Origin of the sequence: Caulobacter radicis, assembly GCF_003094615.1 — a bacterium.
In the GTDB taxonomy this organism is placed as follows: Bacteria; Pseudomonadota; Alphaproteobacteria; order Caulobacterales; family Caulobacteraceae; genus Caulobacter; species Caulobacter radicis.
Genome location: NZ_QDKO01000020.1, coordinates 199958 through 225569, shown reverse-complemented (window position 1 = coordinate 225569; position 25612 = coordinate 199958). Strand labels below are relative to the sequence as shown.

The 25612-nt window shown below is 69.6% G+C and carries 23 protein-coding genes; 12 read left to right on the top strand and 11 right to left on the bottom strand.

Annotation, left to right across the window (positions count from 1 at the left end):
• From lldD to DDF62_RS12700, 6 genes are all read left to right on the top strand, one after another.
• Nucleotides 1-1140: an FMN-dependent L-lactate dehydrogenase LldD gene (gene lldD, locus DDF62_RS12725; protein WP_116489443.1), complete on the top strand. Its 1140-nt coding sequence runs from the start codon at nt 1-3 to the stop codon at nt 1138-1140.
• Entirely contained in the window at nt 1140-1934 is a 795-nt protein-coding gene (locus DDF62_RS12720) for a rhamnogalacturonan acetylesterase (protein WP_116489442.1), read from the top strand. The genes lldD and DDF62_RS12720 overlap by 1 nt, the downstream gene beginning before the upstream one ends.
• Nucleotides 1935-2266: 332 nt before the next feature.
• Nucleotides 2267-3493 carry an SGNH/GDSL hydrolase family protein gene (locus tag DDF62_RS12715; RefSeq protein WP_116489441.1) on the top strand — a complete coding sequence of 409 codons (1227 nt, stop codon included), beginning with the start codon at nt 2267-2269 and terminating at the stop codon, nt 3491-3493.
• 74 nt (nt 3494-3567) lie between these two features.
• Nucleotides 3568-3747: a hypothetical protein gene (locus tag DDF62_RS12710; RefSeq protein WP_116489440.1), complete on the top strand. Its 180-nt coding sequence runs from the start codon at nt 3568-3570 to the stop codon at nt 3745-3747.
• Nucleotides 3748-3904: 157 nt separating this feature from the next.
• Nucleotides 3905-5230 (top strand): serine hydrolase domain-containing protein, encoded by a 1326-nt coding sequence (locus tag DDF62_RS12705; protein ID WP_116489439.1) that lies wholly within the window; start codon nt 3905-3907, stop codon nt 5228-5230.
• A gap of 49 nt (nt 5231-5279) precedes the next feature.
• On the top strand, nt 5280-6047 hold the full coding sequence (locus DDF62_RS12700) for an SDR family oxidoreductase (protein WP_116489438.1): 768 nt from the start codon (nt 5280-5282) through the stop codon (nt 6045-6047).
• Nucleotides 6048-6221: 174 nt separating this feature from the next.
• Here DDF62_RS12700 and DDF62_RS12695 read toward each other — a convergent pair whose 3' ends face one another.
• The gene (locus DDF62_RS12695; protein WP_116489437.1) at nt 6222-7067 is read right to left on the bottom strand and encodes an arginyltransferase; all 846 of its coding nucleotides are present in this window, start codon (nt 7065-7067) and stop codon (nt 6222-6224) included.
• Between the two features lie 111 nt (nt 7068-7178).
• Nucleotides 7179-8078, bottom strand: a complete 900-nt coding sequence (locus DDF62_RS12690) for a flagellar motor protein MotB (protein ID WP_058350562.1) — start codon at nt 8076-8078, stop codon at nt 7179-7181.
• Nucleotides 8079-8204: 126 nt separating this feature from the next.
• On the opposite strand from DDF62_RS12690, the gene DDF62_RS12685 reads away from it, so the two are divergent.
• Entirely contained in the window at nt 8205-9062 is an 858-nt protein-coding gene (locus DDF62_RS12685; protein ID WP_116489436.1) for an NAD(P)-dependent oxidoreductase, read from the top strand.
• Between the two features lie 3 nt (nt 9063-9065).
• A complete protein-coding gene (locus DDF62_RS12680) occupies nt 9066-10133 on the top strand; it encodes an alpha/beta fold hydrolase (RefSeq protein WP_116489435.1) in 1068 nt (355 codons plus the stop codon).
• Between the two features lie 159 nt (nt 10134-10292).
• On the opposite strand, the gene DDF62_RS26205 is transcribed toward DDF62_RS12680, so the two are convergent.
• The 5 genes from DDF62_RS26205 to DDF62_RS12655 all read right to left on the bottom strand — a co-directional run bounded on the left by DDF62_RS26205 (nt 10293) and on the right by DDF62_RS12655 (nt 16278).
• Nucleotides 10293-11159, bottom strand: coding sequence for a 3'-5' exonuclease (locus tag DDF62_RS26205; protein ID WP_116489434.1), 867 nt, complete (start codon nt 11157-11159; stop codon nt 10293-10295).
• The gene (ligA, locus tag DDF62_RS12670) at nt 11159-13507 is read right to left on the bottom strand and encodes an NAD-dependent DNA ligase LigA (protein ID WP_116489433.1); all 2349 of its coding nucleotides are present in this window, start codon (nt 13505-13507) and stop codon (nt 11159-11161) included. The genes DDF62_RS26205 and ligA overlap by 1 nt, the downstream gene beginning before the upstream one ends.
• Before the next feature lie 182 nt (nt 13508-13689).
• Complete coding sequence (locus DDF62_RS12665) at nt 13690-14679, bottom strand: DUF2891 domain-containing protein (protein ID WP_116489432.1); 990 nt, start codon at nt 14677-14679, stop codon at nt 13690-13692.
• Complete coding sequence (locus DDF62_RS12660) at nt 14660-15613, bottom strand: DUF979 domain-containing protein (RefSeq protein ID WP_116489431.1); 954 nt, start codon at nt 15611-15613, stop codon at nt 14660-14662. The genes DDF62_RS12665 and DDF62_RS12660 overlap by 20 nt, the downstream gene beginning before the upstream one ends.
• Nucleotides 15610-16278, bottom strand: coding sequence for a DUF969 domain-containing protein (locus DDF62_RS12655; RefSeq protein ID WP_116489430.1), 669 nt, complete (start codon nt 16276-16278; stop codon nt 15610-15612). The genes DDF62_RS12660 and DDF62_RS12655 overlap by 4 nt, the downstream gene beginning before the upstream one ends.
• A gap of 164 nt (nt 16279-16442) precedes the next feature.
• Between DDF62_RS12655 and DDF62_RS12650 the strand changes: the two genes are divergently transcribed.
• From DDF62_RS12650 to DDF62_RS12635, 4 genes are all read left to right on the top strand, one after another.
• A complete protein-coding gene (locus tag DDF62_RS12650; protein ID WP_116489429.1) occupies nt 16443-17219 on the top strand; it encodes a class II aldolase/adducin family protein in 777 nt (258 codons plus the stop codon).
• Between the two features lie 174 nt (nt 17220-17393).
• Entirely contained in the window at nt 17394-18533 is a 1140-nt protein-coding gene (locus tag DDF62_RS12645) for an efflux RND transporter periplasmic adaptor subunit (protein WP_116489428.1), read from the top strand.
• Nucleotides 18533-21679: an efflux RND transporter permease subunit gene (locus DDF62_RS12640; RefSeq protein ID WP_116489427.1), complete on the top strand. Its 3147-nt coding sequence runs from the start codon at nt 18533-18535 to the stop codon at nt 21677-21679. The genes DDF62_RS12645 and DDF62_RS12640 overlap by 1 nt, the downstream gene beginning before the upstream one ends.
• 14 nt (nt 21680-21693) lie before the next feature.
• Complete coding sequence (locus DDF62_RS12635) at nt 21694-24048, top strand: transketolase (protein ID WP_116489426.1); 2355 nt, start codon at nt 21694-21696, stop codon at nt 24046-24048.
• Between the two features lie 44 nt (nt 24049-24092).
• On the opposite strand, the gene DDF62_RS26655 is transcribed toward DDF62_RS12635, so the two are convergent.
• Genes DDF62_RS26655 through DDF62_RS12620 form a run of 4 tightly spaced genes read right to left on the bottom strand, consistent with a single transcriptional unit; the run spans nt 24093 to nt 25513 of the window.
• Complete coding sequence (locus tag DDF62_RS26655) at nt 24093-24215, bottom strand: hypothetical protein (protein WP_420808155.1); 123 nt, start codon at nt 24213-24215, stop codon at nt 24093-24095.
• A gap of 22 nt (nt 24216-24237) precedes the next feature.
• The gene (locus DDF62_RS12630) at nt 24238-24600 is read right to left on the bottom strand and encodes a nuclear transport factor 2 family protein (RefSeq protein WP_116489425.1); all 363 of its coding nucleotides are present in this window, start codon (nt 24598-24600) and stop codon (nt 24238-24240) included.
• A gap of 2 nt (nt 24601-24602) precedes the next feature.
• A complete protein-coding gene (locus DDF62_RS12625) occupies nt 24603-24965 on the bottom strand; it encodes a nuclear transport factor 2 family protein (RefSeq protein ID WP_116489424.1) in 363 nt (120 codons plus the stop codon).
• Nucleotides 24962-25513: a c-type cytochrome gene (locus tag DDF62_RS12620; protein ID WP_165832243.1), complete on the bottom strand. Its 552-nt coding sequence runs from the start codon at nt 25511-25513 to the stop codon at nt 24962-24964. The genes DDF62_RS12625 and DDF62_RS12620 overlap by 4 nt, the downstream gene beginning before the upstream one ends.
• Between the last annotated feature and the right edge of the window lie 99 nt (nt 25514-25612).

Below are 25612 nucleotides of genomic sequence, written 5' to 3'. Positions count from 1 at the left end.
ATGATCGTCTCGTCGACCACCGACTTCCGTGAGGCTGCGCGGCGCAAGCTGCCGCGCTTCCTCTTCGACTACATCGACGGCGGCGCCTACGCCGAGCGGACCCTGGCCCGCAACGTCTCCGACCTGGCCGATCTGGCCCTGCGACAGCGGGTGCTCAAGGACGTGTCCAAGGTCTCGACGGCGACCAGCCTGTTCGGCGTGGAGCAGTCCATGCCCGTGGTGCTGGCCCCCGTGGGCCTCACCGGCATGTACGCCCGGCGCGGCGAATGCCAGGCGGTGCGCGCGGCTTCGGCCAAGGGCGTGCCGCTGTGCCTGTCGACGGTGTCGGTGTGCGACGTTGACGAGGTGGCGGCCGCGTCGAGCCGGGCGCTGTGGTTCCAGCTCTACGTGCTGCGCGACCGGGCCTTCATGCGCGACCTCCTGGCGCGGGCCGAGGCGGCGGGGGCGAGTACGCTCGTCTTCACCGTCGATATGCCCGTGCCGGGCGCCCGCTACCGCGACGCCCACTCGGGCATGAGCGGTCCGAACGCCGGGGCCCGCCGCATCCTGCAGGCCATGGGCCGGCCGCAGTGGGCGTGGGACGTCGGCTTGATGGGCCGCCCCCACACCCTGGGCAACGTGGCCCCGGTGCTGAAGGGCAATACGGGCCTGGAGGACTTCATGGGCTGGCTGGGGGCCAATTTCGACCCCTCGATCCAGTGGAAGGACCTCGAATGGATCCGGCAGTCCTGGAAGGGGCCGCTGGTGATCAAGGGCGTGCTCGATCCCGAGGACGCCAAGGCCGCCGCCGACATCGGCGCCGACGGGGTGGTGGTGTCCAACCACGGCGGCCGCCAGCTGGACGGCGTGCTGTCTTCGGCGAAAGCGCTTCCGGCCATCGCCGACGCGGTCGGCGACAAGCTGACCGTGCTGGCCGACGGCGGGGTGCGCTCGGGCCTCGACGTGGTGCGGATGCTGGCCTTGGGCGCCAAGGGCGTCCTCTTGGGCCGGGCCGCCGTCTACGCCCTGGCCGCGCGCGGCCAGGCGGGCGTGACCCAATTGCTGGACTTGATGGAAAAGGAGATGCGGGTGGCCATGGCGCTGACCGGCGTCAATTCCGTCTCCGAGATCGACCGTTCAATCCTGGCGGAGACCCGCTGATGAAGATCGCCGCCGCCCTCGCACTGGCCATGGTCATGGGGGCGGCGCCGGCCGCCCTGGCCGACCCGAACCGTATCGTCATCGCCAGCGACTCCACCGCCGCCGACTACAGCGCCCGCAGCTTCCCGCAGATGGGCTGGGGCATGGTGCTGAAGTGCTCGCTGACGCCCGAGGCCCAGATCGTCAACCTGGCCCGCGGCGGCCGCTCGACCAAGACTTTCCAGGAGGAGGGGCTGTGGTCGGTGCTGATGGCGCAGCTGAAGCCGGACGACACGGTGCTGATCCAGTTCGGCCACAACGACGCCGACACCAAGAAGATCGTCCGCTTCACCGATCCGAACGGGGCCTATGCCGATAATCTGCGCCGCTTCGTGGCCGACGTGCGCACGGCCGGCGCCAAGCCGGTGCTGATCACCCCGATCGCCAAGCTGATCTTCAAGGACGGCCAGATCCAGGACACTCACGGCCCGTACTCGGCGACCGTGCGGCGCGTGGCGGCCGAGACCAGGACCCCGCTGATCGATCTCGACAAGGAAAGCCAGGCGGCTCTCCAGAAGCTGGGCGAGGCCGAGGGCGCCAAGCGCTTCATGATCTATTCGGCGGCCGACAAGATCGCCAGCCATCCCGACGGGATCAACGACACCACCCACCCCAACGAGCTGGGCGCGCGCATGGCGGCCGGCATCGTGGCCAAGGGGCTGCGGGGGGCGAAGGTTCCGGCGTCCAAGCTGGTGCTGCGGGGCGAGGCTGATGCGTCCGCGCGTGGCGAGCCGACCTGCGCGGCGAAGCCTTGAGTTCAGTCCTGGAGGTTCTCTTCCTTCCGTAAAATCCCCGCGAAAGCGGGGACCTGGGCTTTTTCTGAAACCTCTGGCGCTCGACGACAAAACACCTGGGTCCCCGCTTTCGCGGGGATTTTACGGAAGTGGGGTGTGCTGCGGGCAAAAAGAAAGGAGCGACGGCTGGGCCGGCGCTCCTGGACCTCAGAGGGGGAAGTACGAGGTCAGGCAGAACAGGGAAGGATCGAGCTTCGATCCATCGATCAATTCTCACAATATGGACAATTGATCGATATATTGAGAATAGCATCGAAGCGGCGAACGTCAACCGCCGTTGTGGGGAAACGCTGATGAACCGATCCATCCTGTCCGCCGCCCTGGTGCTGGCGCTGGCGCCCGCGCCGCTGCTGGCCGCGCCGAAAGCCCGCCCGGCCGCCGTCTCGGAAGCGCCGGCCTGGCGCAGCGCCTGGGGCAATGCGCCGATCGCGCCGCAGGCCGTGGCCCGGCCGGGCGAGGCGCGGGCCTTCACCGACGTCACCGTGCGCCAGGTGATGCGCCTGAACGCCGGCGGCGACGCCGTGCGGCTGCGCCTGTCCAACGAGCTGAACGAGCGGCCGCTGGCGGTGGGGGCGATCACGCTGGCGCCGGCCGACGCCGACGGAAAGATCATGGGCGCGCCGATCGCGGTGACGGTCGGCGGCAAGGCCGAGTTCACGATCCCGCCGGGCGCGCCGGTGCTGAGCGATCCGGTGGCGCTGCCGGTGAAGGCGATGGACCACGTCTCGGCGGCGATCTTCTACGTCGGGACCCAGGCCCCGGCCGGGCACCGCGTGCGGCTGTTCGTGGCCCCGCCCGGCAACCACGTCGCCAAGGACGCGATCCCGGGCGAGCAGGCCCTCAAAGGGCCGGGTCTGGTCAGCGGCGTCGAGGTGCGCGGGCCGGGCGAGGCGCCGGTGCTGGTGGCCATCGGCGACTCGATCACCGAAGGCTCCGGCTCGACCCCGAACGCCGACAAGGGCTGGCCCGAGCAACTGGCGGCGCGGCTGGCCGCGCGCGGCCAGGGCTGGAGCGTCGTCAACATGGGCGTCGGCGGCGGGCGGTTGCTGCGCGAGGTCTCGGGCCCCAGCGCGCTGTCGCGCTTCGATCGCGACGTTCTGAGCGTGGCGGGGGTCAAGGCGGTGGTGGTGCTGGAAGGCATCAACGACATCGGCCGCCCCGCCCAGCCGGGCTTCGCCGCCGACGCGGTGACGTCCGAGGACCTGATCGCCGGCTATCGCCAGCTGATCGCCCGGGCCCACGCGCGCGGCGTGAAGATCTATGGCGGCGTCATCCCGCCGTTCGAGGGCGCCGCCTACTATCACGACAAGGGCGAGGCTACGCGAGCGGCGGTCAACGCCTGGATCCGCACCGGCGGCGAGTTCGACGGCGTCATCGACTTCGACGCGGTGCTGCGCGATCCGGCCAAGCCGAGCCAGCTGCGCGGCGAGACCCACGGCGGCGACCACCTGCATCCCAACGATGCGGGCTACGCCCTGATGGCCGAGGCGGCGGACAAGGCCGTCTTCTCTGGCAAGTAGACCCGTAACCCGCCTTGCCGCGAAGGCGGCGGGCGGGTTAGCTCCCTCTTGAGTATTCGCGAGGGGGCTAATCCATGAAGACCATCAAGTCGCTGCTGATCATGACCGCCGTGCTGGCGACGCCGGCCCTGGCCCATGCCGCCGACGGCGATTCCAAGAAGTCGGTGGCGATCTTCGCCGCTCTGATCGCGGTGTTCGCCGGAGTGGGGACCACGTTCCTGGCGGTCTACGCCTCCAAGGCGAAGAAGAAGTAGCCGGTCATCCCTTTCACCCTTCCCCCTTGATGGGGGAGGGGATCATGTAAAAGCGTTTCCCCATTTGCGGCTGATCGATCCCGGCCGTCGCTCCAAGCGCGATTGCGCCTGTCGCAATCCTGGGTAAGGTCCCTCAAACGGCTGTTTGGGGTGTAGCATGATGATACGGCGTTTCGGGTTGGCGACGGCCCTGGCCCTCTCCCTGGCCCTTTCCTTTGGGGGGAGCGGCGCGCTCGCCCTGGCCGCGCCGAAGGACCAGCTGGTCGCTGCCGCCCCCGAGAGCGTCGGCGTCTCGTCCGAGCGGCTCAAGCGCCTCGACGCCCTGATGAAGGACCTGGTCGCCACCGGCCACCTGCCGGGCGCGACGACGATGCTGGTGCGTCACGGCAAGGTGGTCAGCTTCGAGACCTACGGCGCGCGCGGCTTCGGCGGCCCGCCGATGACCAAGGACACGATCTTCCGGATCTACTCCCAGACCAAGCCGGTCACGGGCGTGGCGATGATGATCCTGTTCGAGGAGGGCAAGTGGAGCCTCGACGACCCGGTGACCAAGTACGTGCCGGAATTCGCCAACCTGCGCGTCTACAAGGGCGTCAACGCCGACGGCTCGTTCGTCACCGAGGCGGCCGACCGGCCGCCGACCATGCGCGAGATCATGAGCCACACCGGCGGCTTCGCCTACGGCCTCGTGCCCAACAACCCGATCGACAAGGCCTATGTCTCGACCGGCGTGCTGGGCTCCAAGAGCGGCCAGGAGTTCGTCGAGAAGGTCGCCAAGCTGCCGCTGGTCGGCCCGCCCGGCAAGCAGTGGAAATACAGCGTCGCCGTCGACATCCAGGGCTTCATCGTCGAGAAGCTGTCGGGCCAGAGCCTGCCGGACTTCATGCAGAGCCGCATCTTCGCGCCGCTGAAGATGAAGGACACCGGCTTCTGGCTGCCGGCCGAGAAGGCCGATCGCCTGGCCAGCCTCTATCTGTGGGACGCCAAGGCCAAGAAGATCATCCCGGCCGAAGGCTTCATGGTGCTGGACGTCAGCAAGCCGCCGGTGGTGGCCTCGGGCGGCGGCGGCCTGGTGTCGACCAACGCCGACTACGCCCGCTTCTGCCAGATGCTGCTGAACGGCGGCGAGCTGGACGGGGCGCGGATCCTGTCGCCGGCCACGGTGAAGCTGATGGCTTCCGACCATCTGCCCGACGCGATCCTGGACGACCCCAAGGCCGAGTTCTCCAAGGCCAGCGGCAAGGGCTTCGGCCTCGACTTCATGGTGGTCACCGATCCGGCCCGGGCCGGGACGCTGGCGGGGAAGGGGACCTACAGCTGGGGCGGCGCGGCCGGCACCTGGTTCTGGATCGACCCCGAGAACGACCTCTTCTTCCTGGGGATGATCCACGTTCTGGCCAAGGACGGCGACCCGGCCCTGCGCGACCTTGGCGACCGTGCTTCCACCCTGGTCTACCAGGCGCTTGTCCAACCAGAGAAATAGGCCAATCCCGAAAAATAAGGCCCGCCAAAGGGCTGACGGAGGAAATCACATGCAGGATCTGTTTTCGCTCGAGGGCCGCGTGGCCCTCGTCACCGGCGGTTCGCGCGGCATCGGCCGGATGATCGTCGAGGGCTTCCTGCGCCACGGGGCGGCCAGGGTCTACATCACCGCCCGCAAGGCCGGCGCCTGCGACGAGGCCGCGCGGGAGCTGTCGCAGTTCGGCGAGTGCGTCTCGCTGCCGGGCGACATCTCGACGATGGAGGGCGTGCAGGGCCTGGCCGCGCGGATCCTCGAGCGCGAGAGCAAGCTCGACATTCTGGTGAACAACGCCGGGGCGGCCTGGGGCGCGGGCATCGACGAGTTCCCCGAGGCCGGCTGGGACAAGACCGTCGACCTGAACATGAAGACCCCGTTCTTCCTGACCCAGGCCCTGCTGGCTCCGCTGCGCGAAGCGGCCAAGACCCGGGTGGCCAAGGTGATCAACATCGCCTCGATCGACGGCCTGTCGGTGACCAAGGAGGAGACCTATCCCTACGGCGCCAGCAAGGCCGGCCTGATCCACATGACCAAGCGCATGGCCCTGCGCCTGGCGCCCGAGAACATCGCGGTGTCGGCCATCGCGCCCGGCGCCTTCGCCAGCGACATGAACCGCACGGCCCGCGATCACGCCGACGCCGTGGCCAAGTTCATCCCCGCCGGCCGCATCGGCGAGGCCGAGGACATGGCGGGGGCGGCGATCTATCTCGCCTCGCGGGCGGGGGATTACGTGGTCGGCGGCACGTTGGCGGTCGACGGCGGAGTGGCCTGGTCGCGCTGAAATGACCCTCTCCCAAAGGGAGAGGGAGGGGCCCAGGCGAAGCCTGGGAGGGTGAGGGGGTAAGGTCTGGCCGATTGGGACGCTGAGTGGGATCAGACGGCCAAGGGTGAAACCTCTCACCCTCCCACCGCTTCGCGGCGGGCCCCTCCCTCTCTCAAAGAGAGAGGGTTCTAGTTACGGCTTCCCAGCCGCGGGCAGTTCGGTCAGCGGGATGGCGTCGGAGAGCTCGACCTCGCGGACGGCCGGGGCCGGGGCGGTCCTGGGCGGGCGGGCGCCGCGTTCGCGGGCCGACATCAGCGACCAGCCGCCGGGCTTGAGGATCTCCAGGGGCGAGAACTTGGCCTTGTAAGCCATCTTCTCCGAGCCCGGGACCCAGTAGCCCAGATAGACGTAAGGAAGGCCGGTCAGGCGGGCCTGGACGATGTGGTCGAGGATGATGAACGACCCCAGGCTGCGGCGTTCCTGCGTCGGGTCGTAGAAGCTGTAGACCAGCGACAGGCCGTCGGCGAGCACGTCGACCAGCACGCAGGCCACCAGCTCGCCCGGGCCGCGATCCACCGACGGGCGGCGGTACTCGATCAGGTGGGTGCGGACAGCGGTGTCCTCGACCATCGCCACGTAGTCGGGCCAGGTCATTTCCGCCATCCCGCCGTCGGCGTGGCGGGCGGTGAGGTAGCGGCGCAGCAGCTCGAACTGCTCCAGCGTGGCCTCAGCCTCGACCAGGCAGCGGACGAGATCGTTGTTGCGATTGAGGGCGCGGCGCTCGGAGCGCGAGAATTCGTAGTCGGCGGCGGGCGCGCGGGCCGACTGGCAGGCGCGGCAGGTCTCGCAGGCGGGCCGATAGGCGATGTTCTGGGAGCGGCGGAAGCCGACCTGGGTCAGGCTATCGTTGACGCCGGGGCCGTCGGACAGGGGCAGGTGGGTGAACACCTTCCGCTCCTGGCGGCCGGGCAGGTACGGGCAAGGGGTCGGCGCCGTCAGGAAGAACCGAAGCTGTCGCGTCGGAAAATGCTGCGTCACGTCGTCCCTGTCCCCTTACTCCCGGTCAGGCCCCCGCCTGATCCGTGAAGGTGATTAGGCGGTATGCCGAGCCGTTGTGCAAGCAGGACAAACGCGCGACGCGGCTAACGGTCACAGGTTGTCGGGCAGGACGGGCTTTTCGCGCAACAGGACGATGGAGATCCGGCGGTTGCCGGCCAGGGTCGGATCGTCGGCGTAGAGGGGCTCGGAATTGGCCTTGCCCGAGACCTGGTAGATGCGGTCGTCGTCGACGCCGGCGCCGCGCAGGATCTGGCGCGAGGTGTCGGCGCGCTGGGCCGACAGGGCCCAGTCGCTGTCGGCCTTGCGGCCGCGCTGGTCGGCGCTGGTGTGGCCCGAGACGGTGATGCGGTTGGGCAGCTGGTTGATGACCTTGGCCACCGCGCGCAGCAGCAGGCGGGCGCGGTCGTTGGGCTCGCGCGAGCCCTCCTTGAACATCGAGCGGCCTTCCTGGTCGACCAGCTGGATGCGCAGGCCTTCCGGGGTCTGGTCGATGAGGATCTGCTTCGACAGCTCGGCCAGCTCGGGCATGTCCTGCAGCGACTGGCGCAGGGACTGGGCGGCCGAGGCGAAGCTGTCCTGTTCCTTCTTGGCCAGGGCGTCGCGCAGGGCCTGCTCGCTGGCCGAGTCGAGGCTGGCGGTGGTCGAGGACTGGCCGTCCTGGTTGGTCTGGTCGGGGGCCTCGGGGGCCATCTGCTGGACGACCGACATCTTGCCGTCGGCCTTGGCGCCGTCGTCGCCGAGCGAGGTGCCGCCCAGGATGCCGCCCGAGCCGCTGGTGCTGGACGAGATCGAGGCCGGCGCGAAATAGTCGGCGATGCCCTGCTTCTGTTCGGGGCTCGTCGTGTTGAGCAGCCACATCAGCAGGAAGAAGGCCATCATCGCCGTCACGAAGTCGGCATAGGCCACCTTCCAGGCGCCGCCATGGTGACCATGGCCGCCGCCCTTCTTGACCTTCTTGATGATGATCGGCGCTTCGCCGGTCGACGCCATCGTGCTTAAGCCTGCTTAACCCTGTCGGGGCAACCTGCGCGCAGGACGTTAAAATGGCGTTGCGATGCGGGGCCGATGGGCTCATGCACGGGGCCAATTCGCAGGGTGCGGCAAGGAGTCTCGCGCATGAAGACGGCGTTCATCGGTCTTGGCGTCATGGGCTTTCCGATGGCGGGCCACCTGCGGGCCGCCGGCCACGAGGTGACCGTCTACAACCGCACCGCCGAAAAGGCCGCGCGCTGGGTGGAAAAGCACGGCGGCAAGAGCGAGCCTACCATCGCCGGGGCCAGCAAGGGCGCGCGGCTGGTCGCCCTGTGCGTCGGCAACGACGACGACGTCCGCGCCGTGGTGGCGGAAATCCTTCCCGCGCTCGAGGCGGGCGCGATCATCGTCGACCACACCACCACCTCGGCCAAGGTGGCGCGCGAGATGGCGGAGCTTTGCGCCGCCAGGGGCGTGGGCTTCCTCGACGCGCCGGTCTCGGGCGGGCAGGCCGGGGCCGAGAACGGCCAGCTGACCATCATGGTCGGCGGTGACGAAGCGACCTACGCGGCGGCCGAGCCGGTTCTGAACGTCTACGCCAAGGCCATGCGCCGCATGGGGCCGTCGGGCGCGGGCCAACTGACCAAGATGTGCAACCAGATCGCCATCGCCGGCGTGGTGCAGGGCGTGGCCGAGGCGCTGCATTTCGCCAAGCGCGCGGGCCTGCCGACCGACGATGTGCTGGCGGCGATCTCCAAGGGCGCGGCCCAGTCCTGGCAGATGGAGAACCGCTGGGGGACGATGTCGCGCGGCGAGTTCGAGTTCGGCTTCGCCGTCGACTGGATGCGCAAGGATCTCGGCATCGCCCTGGACGAGGCGGCCAGCAACGGCGCGACCCTGGAGGCCACCAAGCTGATCGACGGCTTCTACGGCGAGGTGCAGGCCATGGGCGGCAGTCGCTGGGACACCTCCAGCCTCGTGGCGCGGCTGGAGAAGAAGTAAGCCATGCGCCGTCTTCTGCTGACCCTGGCCGCCTGCGCGGCCCTGTCGCCCGCCGCCGCTTTCGCGGCTCCCGCCGTGACGCCCAAGGAAGGCGACTTCGTCGTTCGGGACTTCAGGTTCGGCTCGGGCGAGACCCTGCCGGAGCTGCGGCTGCACTACACGACGCTGGGCGAGCCCAGGCGCGATGCGCAAGGACGGGTGACCAATGCGGTGATGGTGCTGCATGGCACCGGCGGCAGCGGAAAGCAGTTCCTGTCGCCGCAGTTCGCCGACGAGCTGCTGGTTCCGGGCGGCCTGCTGGATCCGGCCAAATGGTACGTGATCCTGCCCGACGGCATCGGCCACGGGAAATCCTCCAAGCCCTCGGACGGGCTGAAGGCGAAGTTTCCGCACTACGACTACGACGACATGGTGCGGGCCCAGCACCAGTTGCTGGTCGAGGGGCTGAAGGTCGACCGGCTGCAGCTGCTGATGGGCACGTCGATGGGCTGCATGCACGGCTTCGTCTGGGGCGAGACCTATCCGGGCTTCGCCGCGAAGCTGGCGCCGTTCGCCTGCCAGCCGGCGGCCATCGCCGGCCGCAACCGCATGTGGCGCAAGATGACCATGGACGCCATCAAGGCCGACCCGGCCTGGAACGGCGGCGACTATGTGCAGCAACCGATGCAGGGCCTGCGCACGGCGACCGACTTCCTGATCATCGCCGGCGCCTCTGCTTTGCCGATGCAGCTGGCCCTGCCGACCCGCGAGGCGACCGACAAGGCGCTGGAGGCCGACTTCAACCGCCGCATCGCGGGCCTGGACGCCAACGACCTCCTCTATCAGGTCGACGCCTCGCGCACCTACGACCCGTCGGCGGGGCTGGAGAAGATCGAGGTCCCGGTCCTCTGGATCAACTCGGCCGACGACTTCATCAACCCGCCGGAGCTGGGCATCGCCGAGCGCGAGGTGAAGCGGCTCAAGCGCGGGCAGTTCGTGCTGCTGCCGGCCAGCGAGAAGACCAAGGGGCATGGCAGCCACACCTGGGCGGTGCTGTGGAAGGACCGGCTGGCGGCGTTTCTGGGGAAGTAGGTCGGTCTGACATTCAGGAACCTCCCCCTATGGGGGAGGTGATCGCGAAGCGATCGGCGGGGGGCGTGACTGCTGAACCTGCCAGCGCCGCGGCGGCTGAGAACTTCCCCCCACCGGCCTTCGGCCGCCTCCCCCACAGGGGGAGGTTCCTTGGTCGGCTCACCCCACCAGCGCCAGCCAGGCCTCTTCGTCCATCACCTGCAACCCGCGCTCGCGGGCCGTGCGCAGCTTGGCGCCCGCGCCGGGGCCGGCGACCACGAGGTCGACGGCCTTGGTCACCGACAGCACCACCCGCGCGCCCATGGCCGCCGCGAGGTCCTGGGCGTCGGGACGGCTCATGGTGTCGAGCTGGCCGGTGAAGACCACGGTGCGGCCGGCCAGGCGGCGCTCGGCGCCGGGCAGCAGGACGGGGCGCGGCGGCGGCGGGGCCTTCCTGGGAAGATGCCGGCTCTGCGACGGAGCGTAGTCACCCTGGCTCAGCCGGCCCAGAGTCAGGCCGATCCGTGTCGGCAGGTCGTGGACGCCGACGGCGTCGGCCTGGCCCGCGGCGGCGAGGGCCACCTGGCCGCAGGCATAGGCGTCGCCGGCCGCGTCGTGGTGCTTGAAGCTGATCCCCAGATGCCGGCCGACCACGTTCAGCTTGTGCGAGGGCAGGCTGGGCCAGACGCTGCGGGCGACCTGCACGGTGCACATGTAGTCGAAGGCCGGCGGGGCGATGCCGTAGTGCTCGCAGGTGCGGCGGATGACGCTGATGTCGAACGCGGCGTTGTGGGCCAGCACCAGGGCCCCGTCGAGATCCTCGCGCAGCCGGTCGAGCACGGCCGGAAACTCGTCGGCGCCGCGCACGTGGTCGGGGCCGATGCCGTGGAAGGCGATGTTGAACGGCGCGAAACGCATGTCCCACGGCCGGATGTAGTGGTGGTCGACGCGGGCGACCGCGCCGTCCTCGATGAAGGCCAGGCCGATCGAGCAGGGGCTCGACCGGGTCTCGTTGGCCGTCTCGAAGTCGATGGCGACGACCTTCATCAGCCGCCCACCAGCTCCAGCCACTCGTCCTCGGTCATCACCTGGATGCCGAGGTCCTGGGCGGTCTTGAGCTTGGAGCCCGCGCCGGGACCGGCGACCACCAGATGGGTCTTCTTGGACACCGAGGAGGCGACCTTGGCGCCGAGGGCTTCAGCCTGGGCCTTGGCCTCGTCGCGGGTCATCTTCTCTAGCGCGCCGGTGAAGACCACGGTCTTGCCGGCGACGGCGGTGTCGGTCTTGGGCTTGGCCACGGCCTGGACGTCGAGCTGGGCCAGGAGGTTCTCGACCTTCTGGCGGTTATGCTCCTCGGCGAAGAAACGGGCCAGGGACTGGGCGGCGACGGGGCCGACGCCGTCGACGGCCGCCAGGTGCAGGTAGTCCTCGCCCGGCGCGCCCTTGGCGGCCTGCGCCAGGCCTTCGGCGAAGGCCTCCCAGGTTCCGTAGCGCTGGGCCAGGGCCGCGCGGGCCGGCTTGGTCAGCTTGGGGACCACCTGGCCGATCTTCAGCTCCAGGTCTTCCGACTGGGGCCACGGATCGGCCGGAACACCGGCGCGGCCGGCTTCGACGAGCAGATCGAGCGCCTTGGGGCCGACGCCGGCGGCGGTCGACAGCTCCAGATAGGTCGCGCCGGGCAGGCCCCTGGCGGCGGCTTCGGAGGCGGCTTGCAGGTCGGCGAACTGGTCGAAGTGGCGAGCCAGAACGGTCGAGGTTGTCTCGCCGATGTCGCGGGCGCCCAGGCCGTAGATCATCCTGTCGAGACCGATGGTGCGGCGGGCCTCGATGCCGGCGACCAGGTTCTTGACCGAGGTCTCGCCATAGCCGTCGCGTTCGCGCAGGGCGGCCAGCTTCTCCTCGTCGCGGGCGAGGGCGAAGATGTCGGCTGGCTCCTTGATCCAGCCCTCGTCGAAGAAGGCCTGGAGCTGCTTTTCGCCCAGGCCCTCGATGTCGAAGGCGCGGCGGGAGACGAAGTGGCGCAGATGCTCGACGCGCTGGAACGGGCAGGCGAACTCGCCGGAGCAGCGACGGACGACCGACACCTCGCGATTGGCGTTGAGCTCCTGGGTCAGAGCCGTCTTCAGCGGGCACTCGCAGACGTGCGGGAACGCGTAGGGCTCGGCGCCTTCCGGGCGGGCGGCGAGGTCGACCTCGACGATCTGCGGGATCACGTCGCCGGCCCGTTGCAGGACGACGGTGTCGCCGATGCGGGCGTCGAGGCGGGCGATCTCGTCGGCGTTGTGCAGGGTGGCGTTGGTCACCGAGACGCCGCCGACGGTGACGGGCTTGAGCCGCGCGACGGGGGTGTGGGCGCCCGTGCGGCCGACCTGGATGTCGATGGCTTCGAGAATGGTCCTGGCGCGCTGGGCCGGGAACTTGCGGGCGATGGCCCAGCGGGGCGAGCGCGAGACGAAGCCCAGGCGGCGCTGCCGTTCAAGGTCGTCGACCTTGTAGACCACGCCGTCGATGTCGAAGGCCAACTGCGGGCGCAGGGTCTCGAAGCGGGCGTAGATGTCGAGCAGGCCCTGCGCGCCCTCGACCCGTTCCGCCGGCGGGGCGGTGGTGACGAACCCCCATTCCTTCAGCTTGCCGAGCGCCTCGGACTGGCTGGCGGCGAAGGGCGCCGACACCAGGCCCCAGGCATAGCCGAAGAAGCGCAAGGGTCGCGTGGCGCTGATCTTCGGATCGATCTGGCGCAGCGAGCCGGCGGCGAAGTTGCGCGGGTTGGCGTAGGTGCGCTGGCCGGCTTCCTCGGCGGCCTTGTTGAAGGCGGCGAAGGCCTCGAGCTCGACATAGACCTCGCCGCGGATCTCGATGACGTCGGGCCAGCCCGAGCCCTTCAGGCGGTGGGGGATGTCGGCGATGGTCTTGAGATTGGCGGTCACGTCCTCGCCGACGCGGCCGTCGCCGCGCGTGGCGCCCTGCACCAGCACGCCCTTTTCATAGCGCAGCGAGGCCGACAGGCCGTCGATCTTGGGCTCGGCCATGTAGAAGACCGGCTCTTCGGCGCCCAGGCGCAGGAAGCGACGGATGCGGGCGTCGAACTCGGCGGCCTCGTCGTTGGAAAAGGCGTTGTCCAGGCTGAGCATCGGCACGCCGTGCTCGACCGGCGAGAACTGGGCCGAGCGCGCGGCGCCGACCTTCAGCGACGGCGAGTTCTCGCGCTGCAGGTGCGGGAAGAGCGCCTCGATGTCGGCGTTGCGGCGCTTGAGCTCGTCGTACTCGGCGTCGCTGACCGTGGGGGCGTCGTCCTGATAGTAGCGCAGGTCGTGGCCGGCCAGCTCGTCGGCCAGACGCTCCAGCTCCTCGACGGCCTGGGCTTCGGTGAGATCGGAGACGGGGATCAGGGGCACGGGTCGGCGAATCCGGTTGCGGTCGGCGGGGCACAGTAGAGGAACCTCCCCCTGTGGGGGAGGCGGCCGAAGGCCGGTGGGGGGAAGTTTTCAGCGTCTTGGGCGTTGGCCGGTCCCGCAGCTACGTCCCCCCACCGATCGCTGCGCGATCGCCTCCCCCACAGGGGGAGGTTCCTTTTCGCTCACCCCTCCAGCATCGCCAGCAGCGCGAAGCTGGCCAGCCAGTGCTCGCCCATGTAGTCGCCGGTGACGTGGGGCAGGGCGGTGGTCAGGTGCAGGTCGGCGGCTTCGGTGGCCACGGCGGCGAGCGCCGGCGGGGCGTCCTTGGCGACGGCGCGCCAGCACCAGGCGCGGGAAAGGGACAGGCCGTCGAGATGGGCGATCTTGCCGTCGGTGCGGTCGCTGACGCTGGGCGGGGTGAACAGCGTGGCGGGCCGGCGGCCGGAAAGGTCCGGAAGGAAGGCGGCGAACCATTCGGCGAAGCTGTCGGGGTGCAGGCGGCGCATGGCCAGGGCCTCGACCAGGGCCGAGGACAGAAAGTCGTCGCCCGACGGCTCCCAGGCCTGGCAGGCGCGGTCCTGGCCGTACCAGGCGGCGGCCTTGGCCGCGAGCACGGCGCGGAACTCGGCGTCGCCGGCGGCGTCGGCGTAGTCGGCGGCCAGGGCCAAGGCGAAGGCGGTGTTGGAGTGTACGCCGGCCCGGATCGGATAGTCGGCGATAGGCAGGAAGGCGCGGTAGCGGGCGACGAAGGCGTCGGCCAACGGCCGCATGGTCGCCGCCCAGGGCGCATCGTGGGCCAGCAGTTCGGCTTGCAGCTTCAGAAGCCAGGCCCAGCCGTAGGGACGTTCGAAGCCCCGGCTTTCGGGGCGGGCCAGATAGGCGACCTCGGCGGCGACCTTTTCGGCCGTGAAGGCGTCGTCGAACAGGGCGCGGATGGCGCCAGCCTCGGCGATTTGCGGATGCAGGCGCAGGATCGTCGCCAGGGTCCAGTAGCCGTGGACGCACGAGTGCCAGTCGAAGCTGCCGAAGAAGATCGGGTGCAGGGCGCGAGGGCCCAGGGCGTCGGCGTCGCTCGCCAGCACGTGGTCGAGCTTGTTGGGATACTCGCGGGCGACGTGCCCGAGAGCGGCCTGGGCGAAGCGGGCGGCGGTCTCAGCGGAAGGCGAGGACATACATCAGGACCATGTTGATCAGCAGCATCAGCACCGCCGTCGGCGCCTGGGCCTGGATGACGGCGTAGCGGTTCGAAAGCTGGAGGAGGGCGGCGGGGACGAGGTTGAAGTTGGCGGCCAGCGGGGTCAGCAGGGTGCCGCAGAAGCCCGACAGCATGCCGATGGCGCAGACCACGGCCGGGTCGCCGCCGAAGCGGCCGATCACCAGCGGCAGGCCGATGCCGGCGGTCATCACCGGGAAGGCGGCGAAGGCGTTGCCCATCATCACCGTGAAGATCGCCATGCCCAGGCAGTAGGCGACGACGACGGCCAGGCGGCTGTCGACAGGGGTGATCGCCAGGGTGATGTCGCCGATGGTCTGGCCGACGCCCGCCAGGGCGAAGACCGCGCCCAGGGCGGCCAGCATCTGCGGCAGCAGGGCGGCCCAGCCGACCAGGTCCATCAGGCGGCGGCCTTCTTGGAGCGGTGCGCTGGCGGGCTGCCTGAAGAGGCGCTGGGCCAGGATCGCGGCGACCACGGCGGCGATGGCCAGCGAGACCAGCGTCGCCTGCTTGGGATCGACGACATGCTGGCCGTTCCAGGTCAGGGCCTTGAAGGTGAAGGTGCCGGCCAGGACGATCACCGGGATCAGCAGGGCGGGCAGGAACAGCTTGAGGCCGAAGCGCTGGGCCATCTGCGCCCGTTCCTCGCCGGTGGTGGTGACGGGCTGGCCCACGCCCAGGCGGCCCGTGCCGGCCAGCAGGGCCAGCGCCACGACCAGGAAACCGTTGCCCAGATCGCCTAGGCTGTCGCCGAACAGGAAGCTGATCGCGAACAGGCCCCAGAAGGCGGCGTTGCCGAAACGCTTGGGGTTGGCCTTGTCGCCCGCGCTCATGGCCGCGAAGGCCGTGAACATGAAGCCGGCGAGCAGGTAGACGAGCGGCAGGCCGATCATGACTTTGCTCCCCGGCGCGAGAGCTTGCGGTCGAAGAGCAGCAGTCGCGCCCCATGCACGAGGAAGGCGCAGATCGCCGTCGGGATGGCCCAGACCGACAGGTGCAGCGGCTCGACCACCAGGCCGTTCTGGTCGAGGAAACCGACGATCAGCAGGATCGAGCCGATGGCCATGAACACGTCCTCGCCGAAGAAGACGCCGACATTGTCGGTGCCGGCGCTCATGGCTTTCACCTCGTCGCGGGTGGCGTCGTCCAGCGCGCCCTGGTTCTCGGCGGCGGCCTCGGCCATCGGGGCGACGAGGGGGCGGACGGTCTGGGCGTGGCCGGCGATCGAGATCAGGCCCATGGCCGCCGTCAGCTGGCGCAGAAGCAGGTAGACGACGAGGATGCGCCCGGCGGTGGCGGCCTTCAGGCTCTTGATCGCCATCCGCGCGCGCTCCTGCAGGCCCGAGCGTTCGAGCACGCCGATGGCCGGCAGGATCAGCCAGGCGATGCTGACATAGCGGTTCTGGTTGAAGGCCTTGCCGAAGGCGGCCAGCACCTCCAGCGGGCCAAGGCCGGCGGCCAGGCCCGAGGCCATGGCGGCGCAGACCACCACCAGCAGCGGATTGAACCTCAGCGCGAAGCCGAGGACGATCACGCCCACGCCGATTGAGGGCAACATGCGGACGATCCCCCGTCTTCGAATCCGCCAGGACCGTCCGACGACGAAAGGGCTCTGGCAAGTACGATCCCGTCTAACGCTGGTCGCTTGACCCGATCGCTTGACTGGGGCGCCCGTCAGCGCGACGCTCAACTCAACAATGATAACCTACGGGAGCAAGCGTCATGGCCGACGGAACCGGCGCGATCGCCGCATCGATCAAGGATCAGGTCAGCGAGGCCGAATGGCAGGCCCGGGTCGACCTGGCGGCCCTCTATCGGCTGGTCGCCCTGCACGGCTGGGACGACATGATCTTCACCCACATCTCGGCGCGGATCCCGGGGCCCGAGCACCATTTCCTGATCAACCCATACGGCATGTTCTTCGGCGAGATGACCGCCTCGTGCCTGGTGAAGGTCGACCTTGACGGAAACGTCATCGACAAGACGCCGTACTTCATCAATCCGGCGGGCTTCACGATCCACTCGGCCATCCACGCCGCGCGCGAGGACGCCCAGTTCGTGATGCACCTGCACACCGACCAGGGCGTGGCCGTGGCCGCCCACGCCGAGGGCCTGCTGCCGCTGAGCCAGCAGGCGCTGATCGTCACGCCGCAGCTGGCCTATCACGACTACGAGGGCATCGCGCTGAACCTGGACGAGCGCGAGCGGCTGGTGGCCGACCTGGGCGACAAGCGGCTGATGCTGCTGCGCAACCACGGCACCCTGGCCACGGGCCGCACGGCCGCCGAATGCTGGCTCGGAATGTTCTTCCTGGAGCGCGCCTGCGCCCAGCAGGTGATGGCTCTCAGCGCAGGGCGCGATCACGTGCTGCTCGCTCCGGAGGCAGCCCAGGCCGAGGTTCGCAGCCAGACGGGGATGGGTCTGGGCATGATCGCGGGGCTGGCCTGGCCCGGTTGCCTGCGCCAGCTGGACCGCCAGTCCCCGGGCTACGCGGATTAGACGCCCGCGGTCAAGCTTGGCGACCGACGTTACGTCAAGCTAAAGCTTTGCAACTGTTTCAAAGTTGAAATGTCACGTAATTCTAGTGTCACTAGACGCGGGTCTAGGGTGGGGTCATATGTCGCCCCAACCTAGACCTTAAGGGCGCCGGTTCAACGGCGCCGGAGCGTATTTGTGATCCGCAGGCACTTCTTCCTCATCGCGGCCGGGGTCGCGTTGGTTCTGATGATCCTGGCCGGCGGAGCCAAGCTGATGCTTGGCGGCAAGGCCGAGGGGCAGGGCGGCCCGGCCGGCCGCGCCACGGCCGTCTCGCAGGTCAAGGTCGGCGAGCGTCCGTTCACCGATCGCATCGAAGTGCTGGGCGTGGCCAAGGGTCGCCAGTCGGTGACGATCACCTCCAACACCACCGAGCTGATCACCGCCGTCCACTTCACCGACGGCCAGCTGGTTTCGCGCGGGCAGGTCCTGGTCACCCTGAAGGACGACCAGGAGACCGCCGACATCGCCCAGGCCCAGGCCAACCTGGACCAGGCCAAGCGCAACTACGACCGCTGGAAGACCCTGGCCGACAAGGGCATCGCCCCGCGCGCCACCGCCGAGCAGAACCTGGCCGCCTATGAGAGCGCCAAGGCCGCCCTGGCCTCGGCCAAGGCCCAGCGCCTGGACCGCGTGATCCGCGCGCCGTTCGCCGGGCGCGTCGGCATCTCCGACGTCGCGCCGGGCACGCTGATCGCGCCGGGCGGGGCCATCGTCAGCCTGGACGACGCCTCGGTCGTGCGCGTCGACTTCTCGGTCCCCGACCGCTACCTCGCCACCCTGCGCGACGGCCTGCCGATCAAGGCCAGCCCCGACGCCCTGCCGGGCGAGACCTTCCAGGGCCAGATCGCCCAGATCGACACCCGCATCGACGCGGCCACCCGCGCCATCAAGGCCCGCGCCGAGTTCCCCAACCCGGGCGGCCGCCTGAAGCCGGGCATGCTGGTCAAGGTCGCCATCGACCAGGGCGTGCGCCAGGGCCTGGCCGTGCCGGAAGCGGCCGTGCAGTTCGAAGGCCAGCAGGCCTCGGTGTTCCTCGTCGCCAAGGGCGAGAAGGGCCAGGTCGCCCGCCGCACCAACATCACCACCGGCCTCACGGCCGACGGCTTCGTCGAGATCCGCTCGGGCCTGAAGGCCGGCGACGTGGTGGTGGCCGACGGCCTCAACCGCGTGCAGGACGGCGGCGCCGTGCGCGACGTGGCCAAGCCGGCCGGCGGCCCGGGCGGCCCAGGCGGCCAGGGCGGCGGCAAGCCCGGCCAAGACCGTAAGGCCGGCTGATGCTGTCCGACATCTCCGTCCGCCGCCCGGTATTCGCCGCCGTCGCGGCGATCATCCTGTGCGTCATCGGCCTGGCGGCCTTCGGCTCGCTGCCGATCCGCGAGCTGCCCAACGTCGACCCGCCGGTGGTGTCGATCTCGACCGTCTATCGCGGCGCCTCGGCCGAGGTCATCGAAGAGCGCATCACCCAGGTGATCGAGCGCCAGGTGTCGGGCATCCAGGGCATCGACCGGGTCAACAGCTCGTCGCGCGACGGCCGCTCGCAGATCAGCATCACCTTCCGCCTGGACCGCGACCTGGACGCCGCCGCCAACGACGTGCGCGACGCCGTCAGCCGGGTCTCGGCCAACCTGCCCGACCAGGCCGACCCGCCGCAGATCGCCAAGGCCAACGCCGACGCCTCGCCGATCATCATCCTGAACCTGACCTCGACCACGCTGGATCCGCTGGAGCTGGCCGACTACGCCGACCGCTACCTGGTCGAGCGGATGTCGACCATCGACGGCGTGGCCCAGGCCAACCTGTTCGGGGCCAAGATCTACGCCATGCGCATCTGGCTGAACGCCGACGCCATGGCCGCCCGGGGCGTGACCGTCAGCGACGTCGAGGACGCGCTGAACGCCCAGAACCTGGAACTGCCGGCCGGCTCGCTGGAAAGCAGCGCCAAGGATTTCACCATCCGCGTGGCCCGCGCCTACGCCAAGCCCGAGGACTTCGCCCGCCTGCCGATCCGCGCGGCGGACGCCAACGGTTTCGTGCTGCGCCTGTCGGACGTGGCCCGCATCGAGGAAGGGCCGGACGAGCGCCGGCGCCTGTTCCGCGGCAACGGCGTCGACCAGGTCGGCATCGGCCTGACCCGCCAGTCGCAGGCCAACGACGTCGCCATCTCCGACGCCGTCCGCAAGGAGGTCGAGGTCATCAACCAGACCTTGCCGCCCGGCACCAAGCTGGTGGTGGCCGTGGACAACTCGGTGTTCACCGCCGAGGCCATCCACGAGGTCTGGATCACCATGGGCATGTCCGTGGCCCTGGTGGCCCTGGTCAACCTGATCTTCCTGGGCAGCTGGCGCTCGGCGCTGATCCCCTCGATCGTCGCGCCGATCTGCATCCTGTCGACCTTCATCGTCCTGGCGCCGCTGGGCTTCTCGCTGAACCTGCTGACCCTGCTGGCCCTGGTGCTGGCCGTCGGCCTGGTGGTCGACGACGCCATCGTCGTGGTCGAGAACATCCAGCGCCGGGTGGACGAGGGCGAGCCGGCCCTGATCGCCGCCCAGCGCGGCTCGCGCCAGGTGTTCTTCGCGGTGGTGGCCACCACCGTCGTGCTGATCTCGGTGTTCGCGCCGCTGATGTTCCTGCCCGGCTATATCGGCCGGCTGTTCGTCGAACTGGCCGTGGCCATCGCCGCCGCCGTGGCCTTCTCGGCGCTGCTGGCGCTGAGCCTCTCGCCGATGATGGCCTCCAAGCTGCTCAAGCCCGCGCACGGCGGGGGCTGGTTCAACAAGCGCATGGACTGGGCGATGGACCGGCTGAAGGAAAGCTACCGCGCCTCGCTGGAGAGCCTGCTGGGCGTGCGCGCCGCCAGCTTCGCCGCCGGCGGGGCGGTGATCCTGCTGGCCGGCTTCGCGGCGCTGCTGTTCGTCAGCCTGCCCAAGGAGCTGGTGCCGGCCGAGGACCGCGGTCGCGTCGACATCCAGATCAGCGCGCCCGAAGGCGCCGGCTTCGACTACACCGCCGGCATCGGCGCCAAGATCGAGAAGATCATGGCCCGCTACCGCGAGGACGGCATCGCCGAACGCACCATCCTGACCATCCCGCGCTTTGGCCAGAGCCAGTTCAACTCGGGCAACGGCGTGGTGGTGCTCAAAGGCTGGGGCGAGCGCGACAAGACCGCCGACGACGTGGCGGCCGAGCTCAACAAGGACCTTTCCAAGATCACCGGCGTGCGCGCCGTGGCCAGCGTTCGCGGCGCCTTCCAGCGCGGCGGGGGCGGTGGCGGCGGGGGCGGCACCAATGTCGACCTGATCGCCGTCGGCAACGACTACGTGCAGCTGTCCAACTGGCTCAAGCCCATCCTGGCGGCGGCCCAGGAGAACCCGGGCTTCTCGCGCCCGCGCATCGACTACGAGCCGACCGCGCCGCGCCTGTCGGTGCAGATCGACCTCGACAAGGCCGCCAGCCTGGGTGTCTCGGCCCAGGCCGTGGGCCGGGCGCTGGAGACGATGTTCGGTTCGCGCCAGGCGACGACCTACATCAAGAACGGCCAGGAATACGACGTCATCCTGCAGACCGAGCTCGACCAGCGCCGCAGCGTCGCCGATCTCGACAAGCTGCAGGTGCGCACCAACGCCGGCGGCCTGGTGCCGCTGTCGACGGTTGTGAAGACCGAGCTGCGGGGCGACACCCCGGACCGTCCGCGCGTCGACCGCCTGCGCTCGGTGACCCTGACCACCCAGCTGTCGCCGGGCTATACCGTCGAGGACGCCGTCAGCTTCTTCCAGGACCAGGCGGCCCAGCACCCGACGCCCGGCGTCAGCATCAAGTGGGGCGGCCAGGCCAAGGACTATCTGGAAGGCTCGGGCGGCATCGCCATCGCCTTTGGCCTGGCCCTGCTGCTGGTGTTCCTGGTGCTGGCCGCGCAGTTCGAAAGCTGGATCCACCCGGCGGTGATCATGCTGACCGTGCCGCTGGCGGTGCTGGGCGGGCTGTTCGGCCTGGTCATGGCCGGCTCGACCATCAACACCTACAGCCAGATCGGCCTGATCATCCTGATCGGCATCGCCGCCAAGAACGGCATCCTGATCGTCGAGTTCGCCAACCAGCTGCGCGACGAGGGGCTGAAGGTCACCGAGGCGGTGATCGAGGCGGCGGCCCTGCGCCTGCGCCCGATCATCATGACCTCGATCGCCACGGCCATGGGCGCCTTGCCGCTGCTTCTCTGGACGGGGGCCGGGGCGGGAAGCCGCCAGACGATCGGGGCCGTGATCTTCTTCGGCGCGATCGTGGCGACCCTGCTAACGCTGTTCATCGTTCCGGTGTTCTACAACCTGCTCGCACGCTTCACGAAATCTCCGGAGTGGACGGCGCGGCAGATCGAGGACTATGAAGCGCGCGAAAAGGCGGGCGAGGGGCATACCTCACCCGTATAAACGGGTGAGGAAGCATGGCTGACGGGTCTCTGACGGCCAAGCGGCAGGAAATCGCGCTGCTGCGGCGTCTCGAGGAACGCATTCTCTGGCTGGCGTCGTGGACGATCCACAACGCCAACCACCTTCGCGAAAGCCGCGACGGGCTGAAGGTCGGCGGTCACCAGGCCTCGTGCGCCTCGATGACCACCCTGATGACGGCGCTCTACATGAAGGCGCTGCGGCCGCAGGACCGGGTCGCGGTCAAGCCGCACGCCAGCCCCGTCTTCCACGCCATCCAGCACCTGTTCGGCCGCCAGAGCCTGGACAAGCTGAAGGCCTTCCGCGCCCTGGGCGGCGCGCAGTCCTATCCCTCGCGCACCAAGGACGTCGACGACGTCGATTTCTCGACCGGCTCGGTGGGCCTGGGCGTGGCGGTCACCGCCTTCGCCTCGCTGGCCCAGGACTATCTGGCCGCGCGGGGCTCGGTGAAGCCCGAGAGCATGGGGCGGATGATCTCGCTGCTAGGCGACGCCGAGCTGGACGAGGGCAACATCTACGAAGCCCTGATCGAGGCCTGCAAGCACGACCTGCGCAACACCTGGTGGATCGTCGACTACAACCGCCAGAGCCTGGACGCGACAACCAAGGACCGGATGTTCACCCGCTACGGCGAGATCTTCGAGGCCGCCGGCTGGACCGTCGAGACCCTGAAGTGGTCCAAGCGCCAGCGCGAAGCGTTCGAGCGGCCCGGCGGGGCGGCGCTGAAGGCCTGGATCGAGACCGCGCCCAACGACCTCTATTCGGCCCTGACCTACCAGGGCGGGGCGGCCTGGCGTGAGCGCCTGACGGCCGACCTGGCCGGCGACCCCGACGCCCTGGCGCTGATCGCGACCTACAAGGACGTCGACCTCGGCGAGCTGATGACCGAGCTGGGCGGCCACTGCCTGGAGACGATCCTTGAGGCCTTCGAGCGGGCTTCGCGCGACGACGCCCCCCGGTTCTTCATCGCCTACACCGTCAAGGGCCTGCGGCTGCCGTTCCAGGGCCACAAGGACAACCACGCCGGCCTGATGAACCCCACCCAGATCGCCGAGCTGCGCGAGCGGCTGGGCGTGGTCGAGGGCGAGGAGTGGGACGCGCTGTCGGGCCTGTCCTCGGCCGAGCGCACGGCCCTGAAGGGCCTGGTCGCCCGCGCGCCCTTCGCGGTCGCCAACGATCGCAACTACACGGCGGCGAGCGTGGCGACGCCGAGCGCCGACGAGCTACTGTCGGCTATCGCTGGCGGCGGCGAGCAGTCGACCCAGGCCGCCTTCGGGAAGGTCATGTTCGACATCGCCGCCCGCAAGGACGAGTTCGCCGGCCGGGTGGTGACCACCTCGCCGGACGTCACGGTCTCGACCAACCTGGGCGGCTTCGTGAACCGGCGCGGCGTGTTCCACCGCCGGGCCCACGAGGACGTCTTCAAGCGTCGCCGCATCCCCTCGGCCCAGGTGTGGTCGATGGGCGAGACGGGCCAGCACGTCGAGCTGGGCATCGCCGAGAACAACCTGTTCATCGCCCTGGCGGCCCTGGGCCTGACCGCGCCGCTGTTCGGCGAGCGCCTGTTTCCGGTCGGCACGCTGTACGATCCCTTCATCGCCCGGGGGCTCGATGCCCTGAACTACGCCTGCTACCAGGACGCCCGGTTCCTGCTGGTCGCCACGCCGTCCGGCCTGACTCTGGCCCCCGAAGGCGGCGCGCACCAGTCGATCGGATCGCCCCTGATCGGCATGAGCCAGCCGGGGCTGGACAGTTACGAGCCCGCCTTCGCCGACGAGACGGCGGTGCTGATGGCCCACGCCTTCGAGCGCATCCAGGCGACCGACGGCTGCTCGACCTATCTGCGCCTGTCCACGCGCTCGATCGCCCAGCCGGAACGCGCCGACGCGGCCTGGAAGGCGGGCGTGGTCGAGGGCGCCTACTGGCTGAAGCCGCCGGCGCCGGATGCGCGCCTGGCTATCGTCTACAGCGGGGCCCTGGCCCCCGAGGCGCTGGAGGCGCACGCGGCGCTTCTGGAGGACGAGCCGGGGGCGGGCCTGCTGGCCGTCACCTCGGCCGACGTGCTTCACCGCGACTGGACGGCCGCCGGCCGCTCACGTTGGACGGACGGCGCCAAGCGCACTTCGACGGTGGAGCGGCTGCTGGCCGACCTGCCGCGCGAGGCGGGCCTGGTGACCCTGGTCGACGGCGCGCCGGCGACGCTGTCGTGGCTGGGCTCGGTGCACGGCCATCGCCTGCGGGCGCTGGGCCTGGAGACCTTCGGCCAGTCGGGGGACTTGCCGGACCTCTATGCGAAGTACCGGCTGGATGCGGAGGCGGTTCTGGACGCCTGCGCGGATCTGCTGGCCTGATCCCTGATCCCAAACACTTCGTCATCCCGGAAAGCCCGAAGGGCTTATCCGGGACCCAGGGGGACTGGACGCGGCATCGAGATCATCCAACCAGACGGCGGCCGGCGCATCGCGGCGGCCCCTGGGTCCCGGCTCTCCGCGCTGCGCGCTCCGGCCGGGATGACGATGAAAAAGTCGTGGGAAGGCGCTCTACCGCGTCCCAGGATCCGGCAGCGGGTCTATCCCCACGATCAGGTCGTCGCGGATCAGATAGGCGATGATGGCGGTGTTCTGCGACCACAGGCGGCCGTCGGGGCGGCGCAGGGCGATCTCGACGTCGGCGTGGACCCAGCCGTCGGTCTGGCGGCGCACGCGCATCAGGCTGATCTCGACGCCGGCCATGGCGAACTGGCGCTCGAAATAGCCCCGCGCCGCCTCCAGGCCCACGACCTCGCCGCCTTCCAGCACGTTGGCGAAGGCGATGTCGGGGTGCAACTGGGCGACCACGGCTTCGAGGTCGCGGCGGCGCGTCGCCTCGAAGTGCCGGGTCAGCAACACTTCAGCCTTCGCCATGCTTACGCCTCGTCCAAACGCTCGACGATATCCATGCGCGACACGCGCTCGCCTTGGAACGTGTAGATATGTCGCACGCAGCTGTCGGACCAGAGCCGGCCCTCCAGGTTATGCACAGTCTGGTTCGTGGCGACGGAAACGCGACCGTCCTCCAGCACCGTGAACTCCATGGGGGCGGCCTCGACCCGGACCATGCCGTCGCGCCGCGCCCAGAAGGCCCGCATCGCCTCGACCCCCACGACCCGGCCGCCGCCGATCTGGTCGGGCCAGTCGACGGCGGGATCCAGCTCGGCCGCGAAGGCGTCGAAGTCGCCTTTGTTGTAGGCGTCGTAGAGCCGGGTCAGGAGGGCGATGCGCGGGGTCATGGGGCCGATGGGGCGGGGGGCGGCGTGGCGGGGGCTGTCGCCGCCGAGGGCTCGGGCTTGTAGCCAGTCTCGACCTTCAGATAGGCGATCAGGTCGATCCGGTCCTTGGGATTGGACAGGCCCGCGAAGGTCATCTTGGTGCCCGGCAGGAAGGTGCGCGGGTTGTCGAGCCAGTGGTCCAGATGCTCGGCGTCCCAGGTGAAGCCGGCGTTCTTGACGGCGTCCGAGTAGACGTACTTCGGATGGGTCCCGGCCTTGCGGCCGAACACGCCATAGAGGTTGGGGCCGGTCATGTTGGGGCCGCCCGGCGTGATCGTGTGGCACGAGCGGCAGAGGGCGAACTTGCTCTGGCCGTTCAGCAGGTCGCCGGTGTTGTAGGGGGCGGGGAGGGCGGCCAGGGCGGCGGCCTTTTCGGCGGGGGTCGGAGGCGGCGGTGGCGGCGCGGCGGCGCCTTCACCGGAGGTTTCGCCGCCCTTCGAGCAGGCGGCCAGAGACAGGCTGATGGAAAGGCAGAGCGTCGCGGTGGCGACGACGGTGAGGGTACGCATCACAATCCCCGTAGGCGTTATGTCGCAAGGCTTGCGACGCCGCGCCGCATTCAAATCCAAGCCGGTTTCTGACCCGTGAATTCATCGCGGAACGACGTT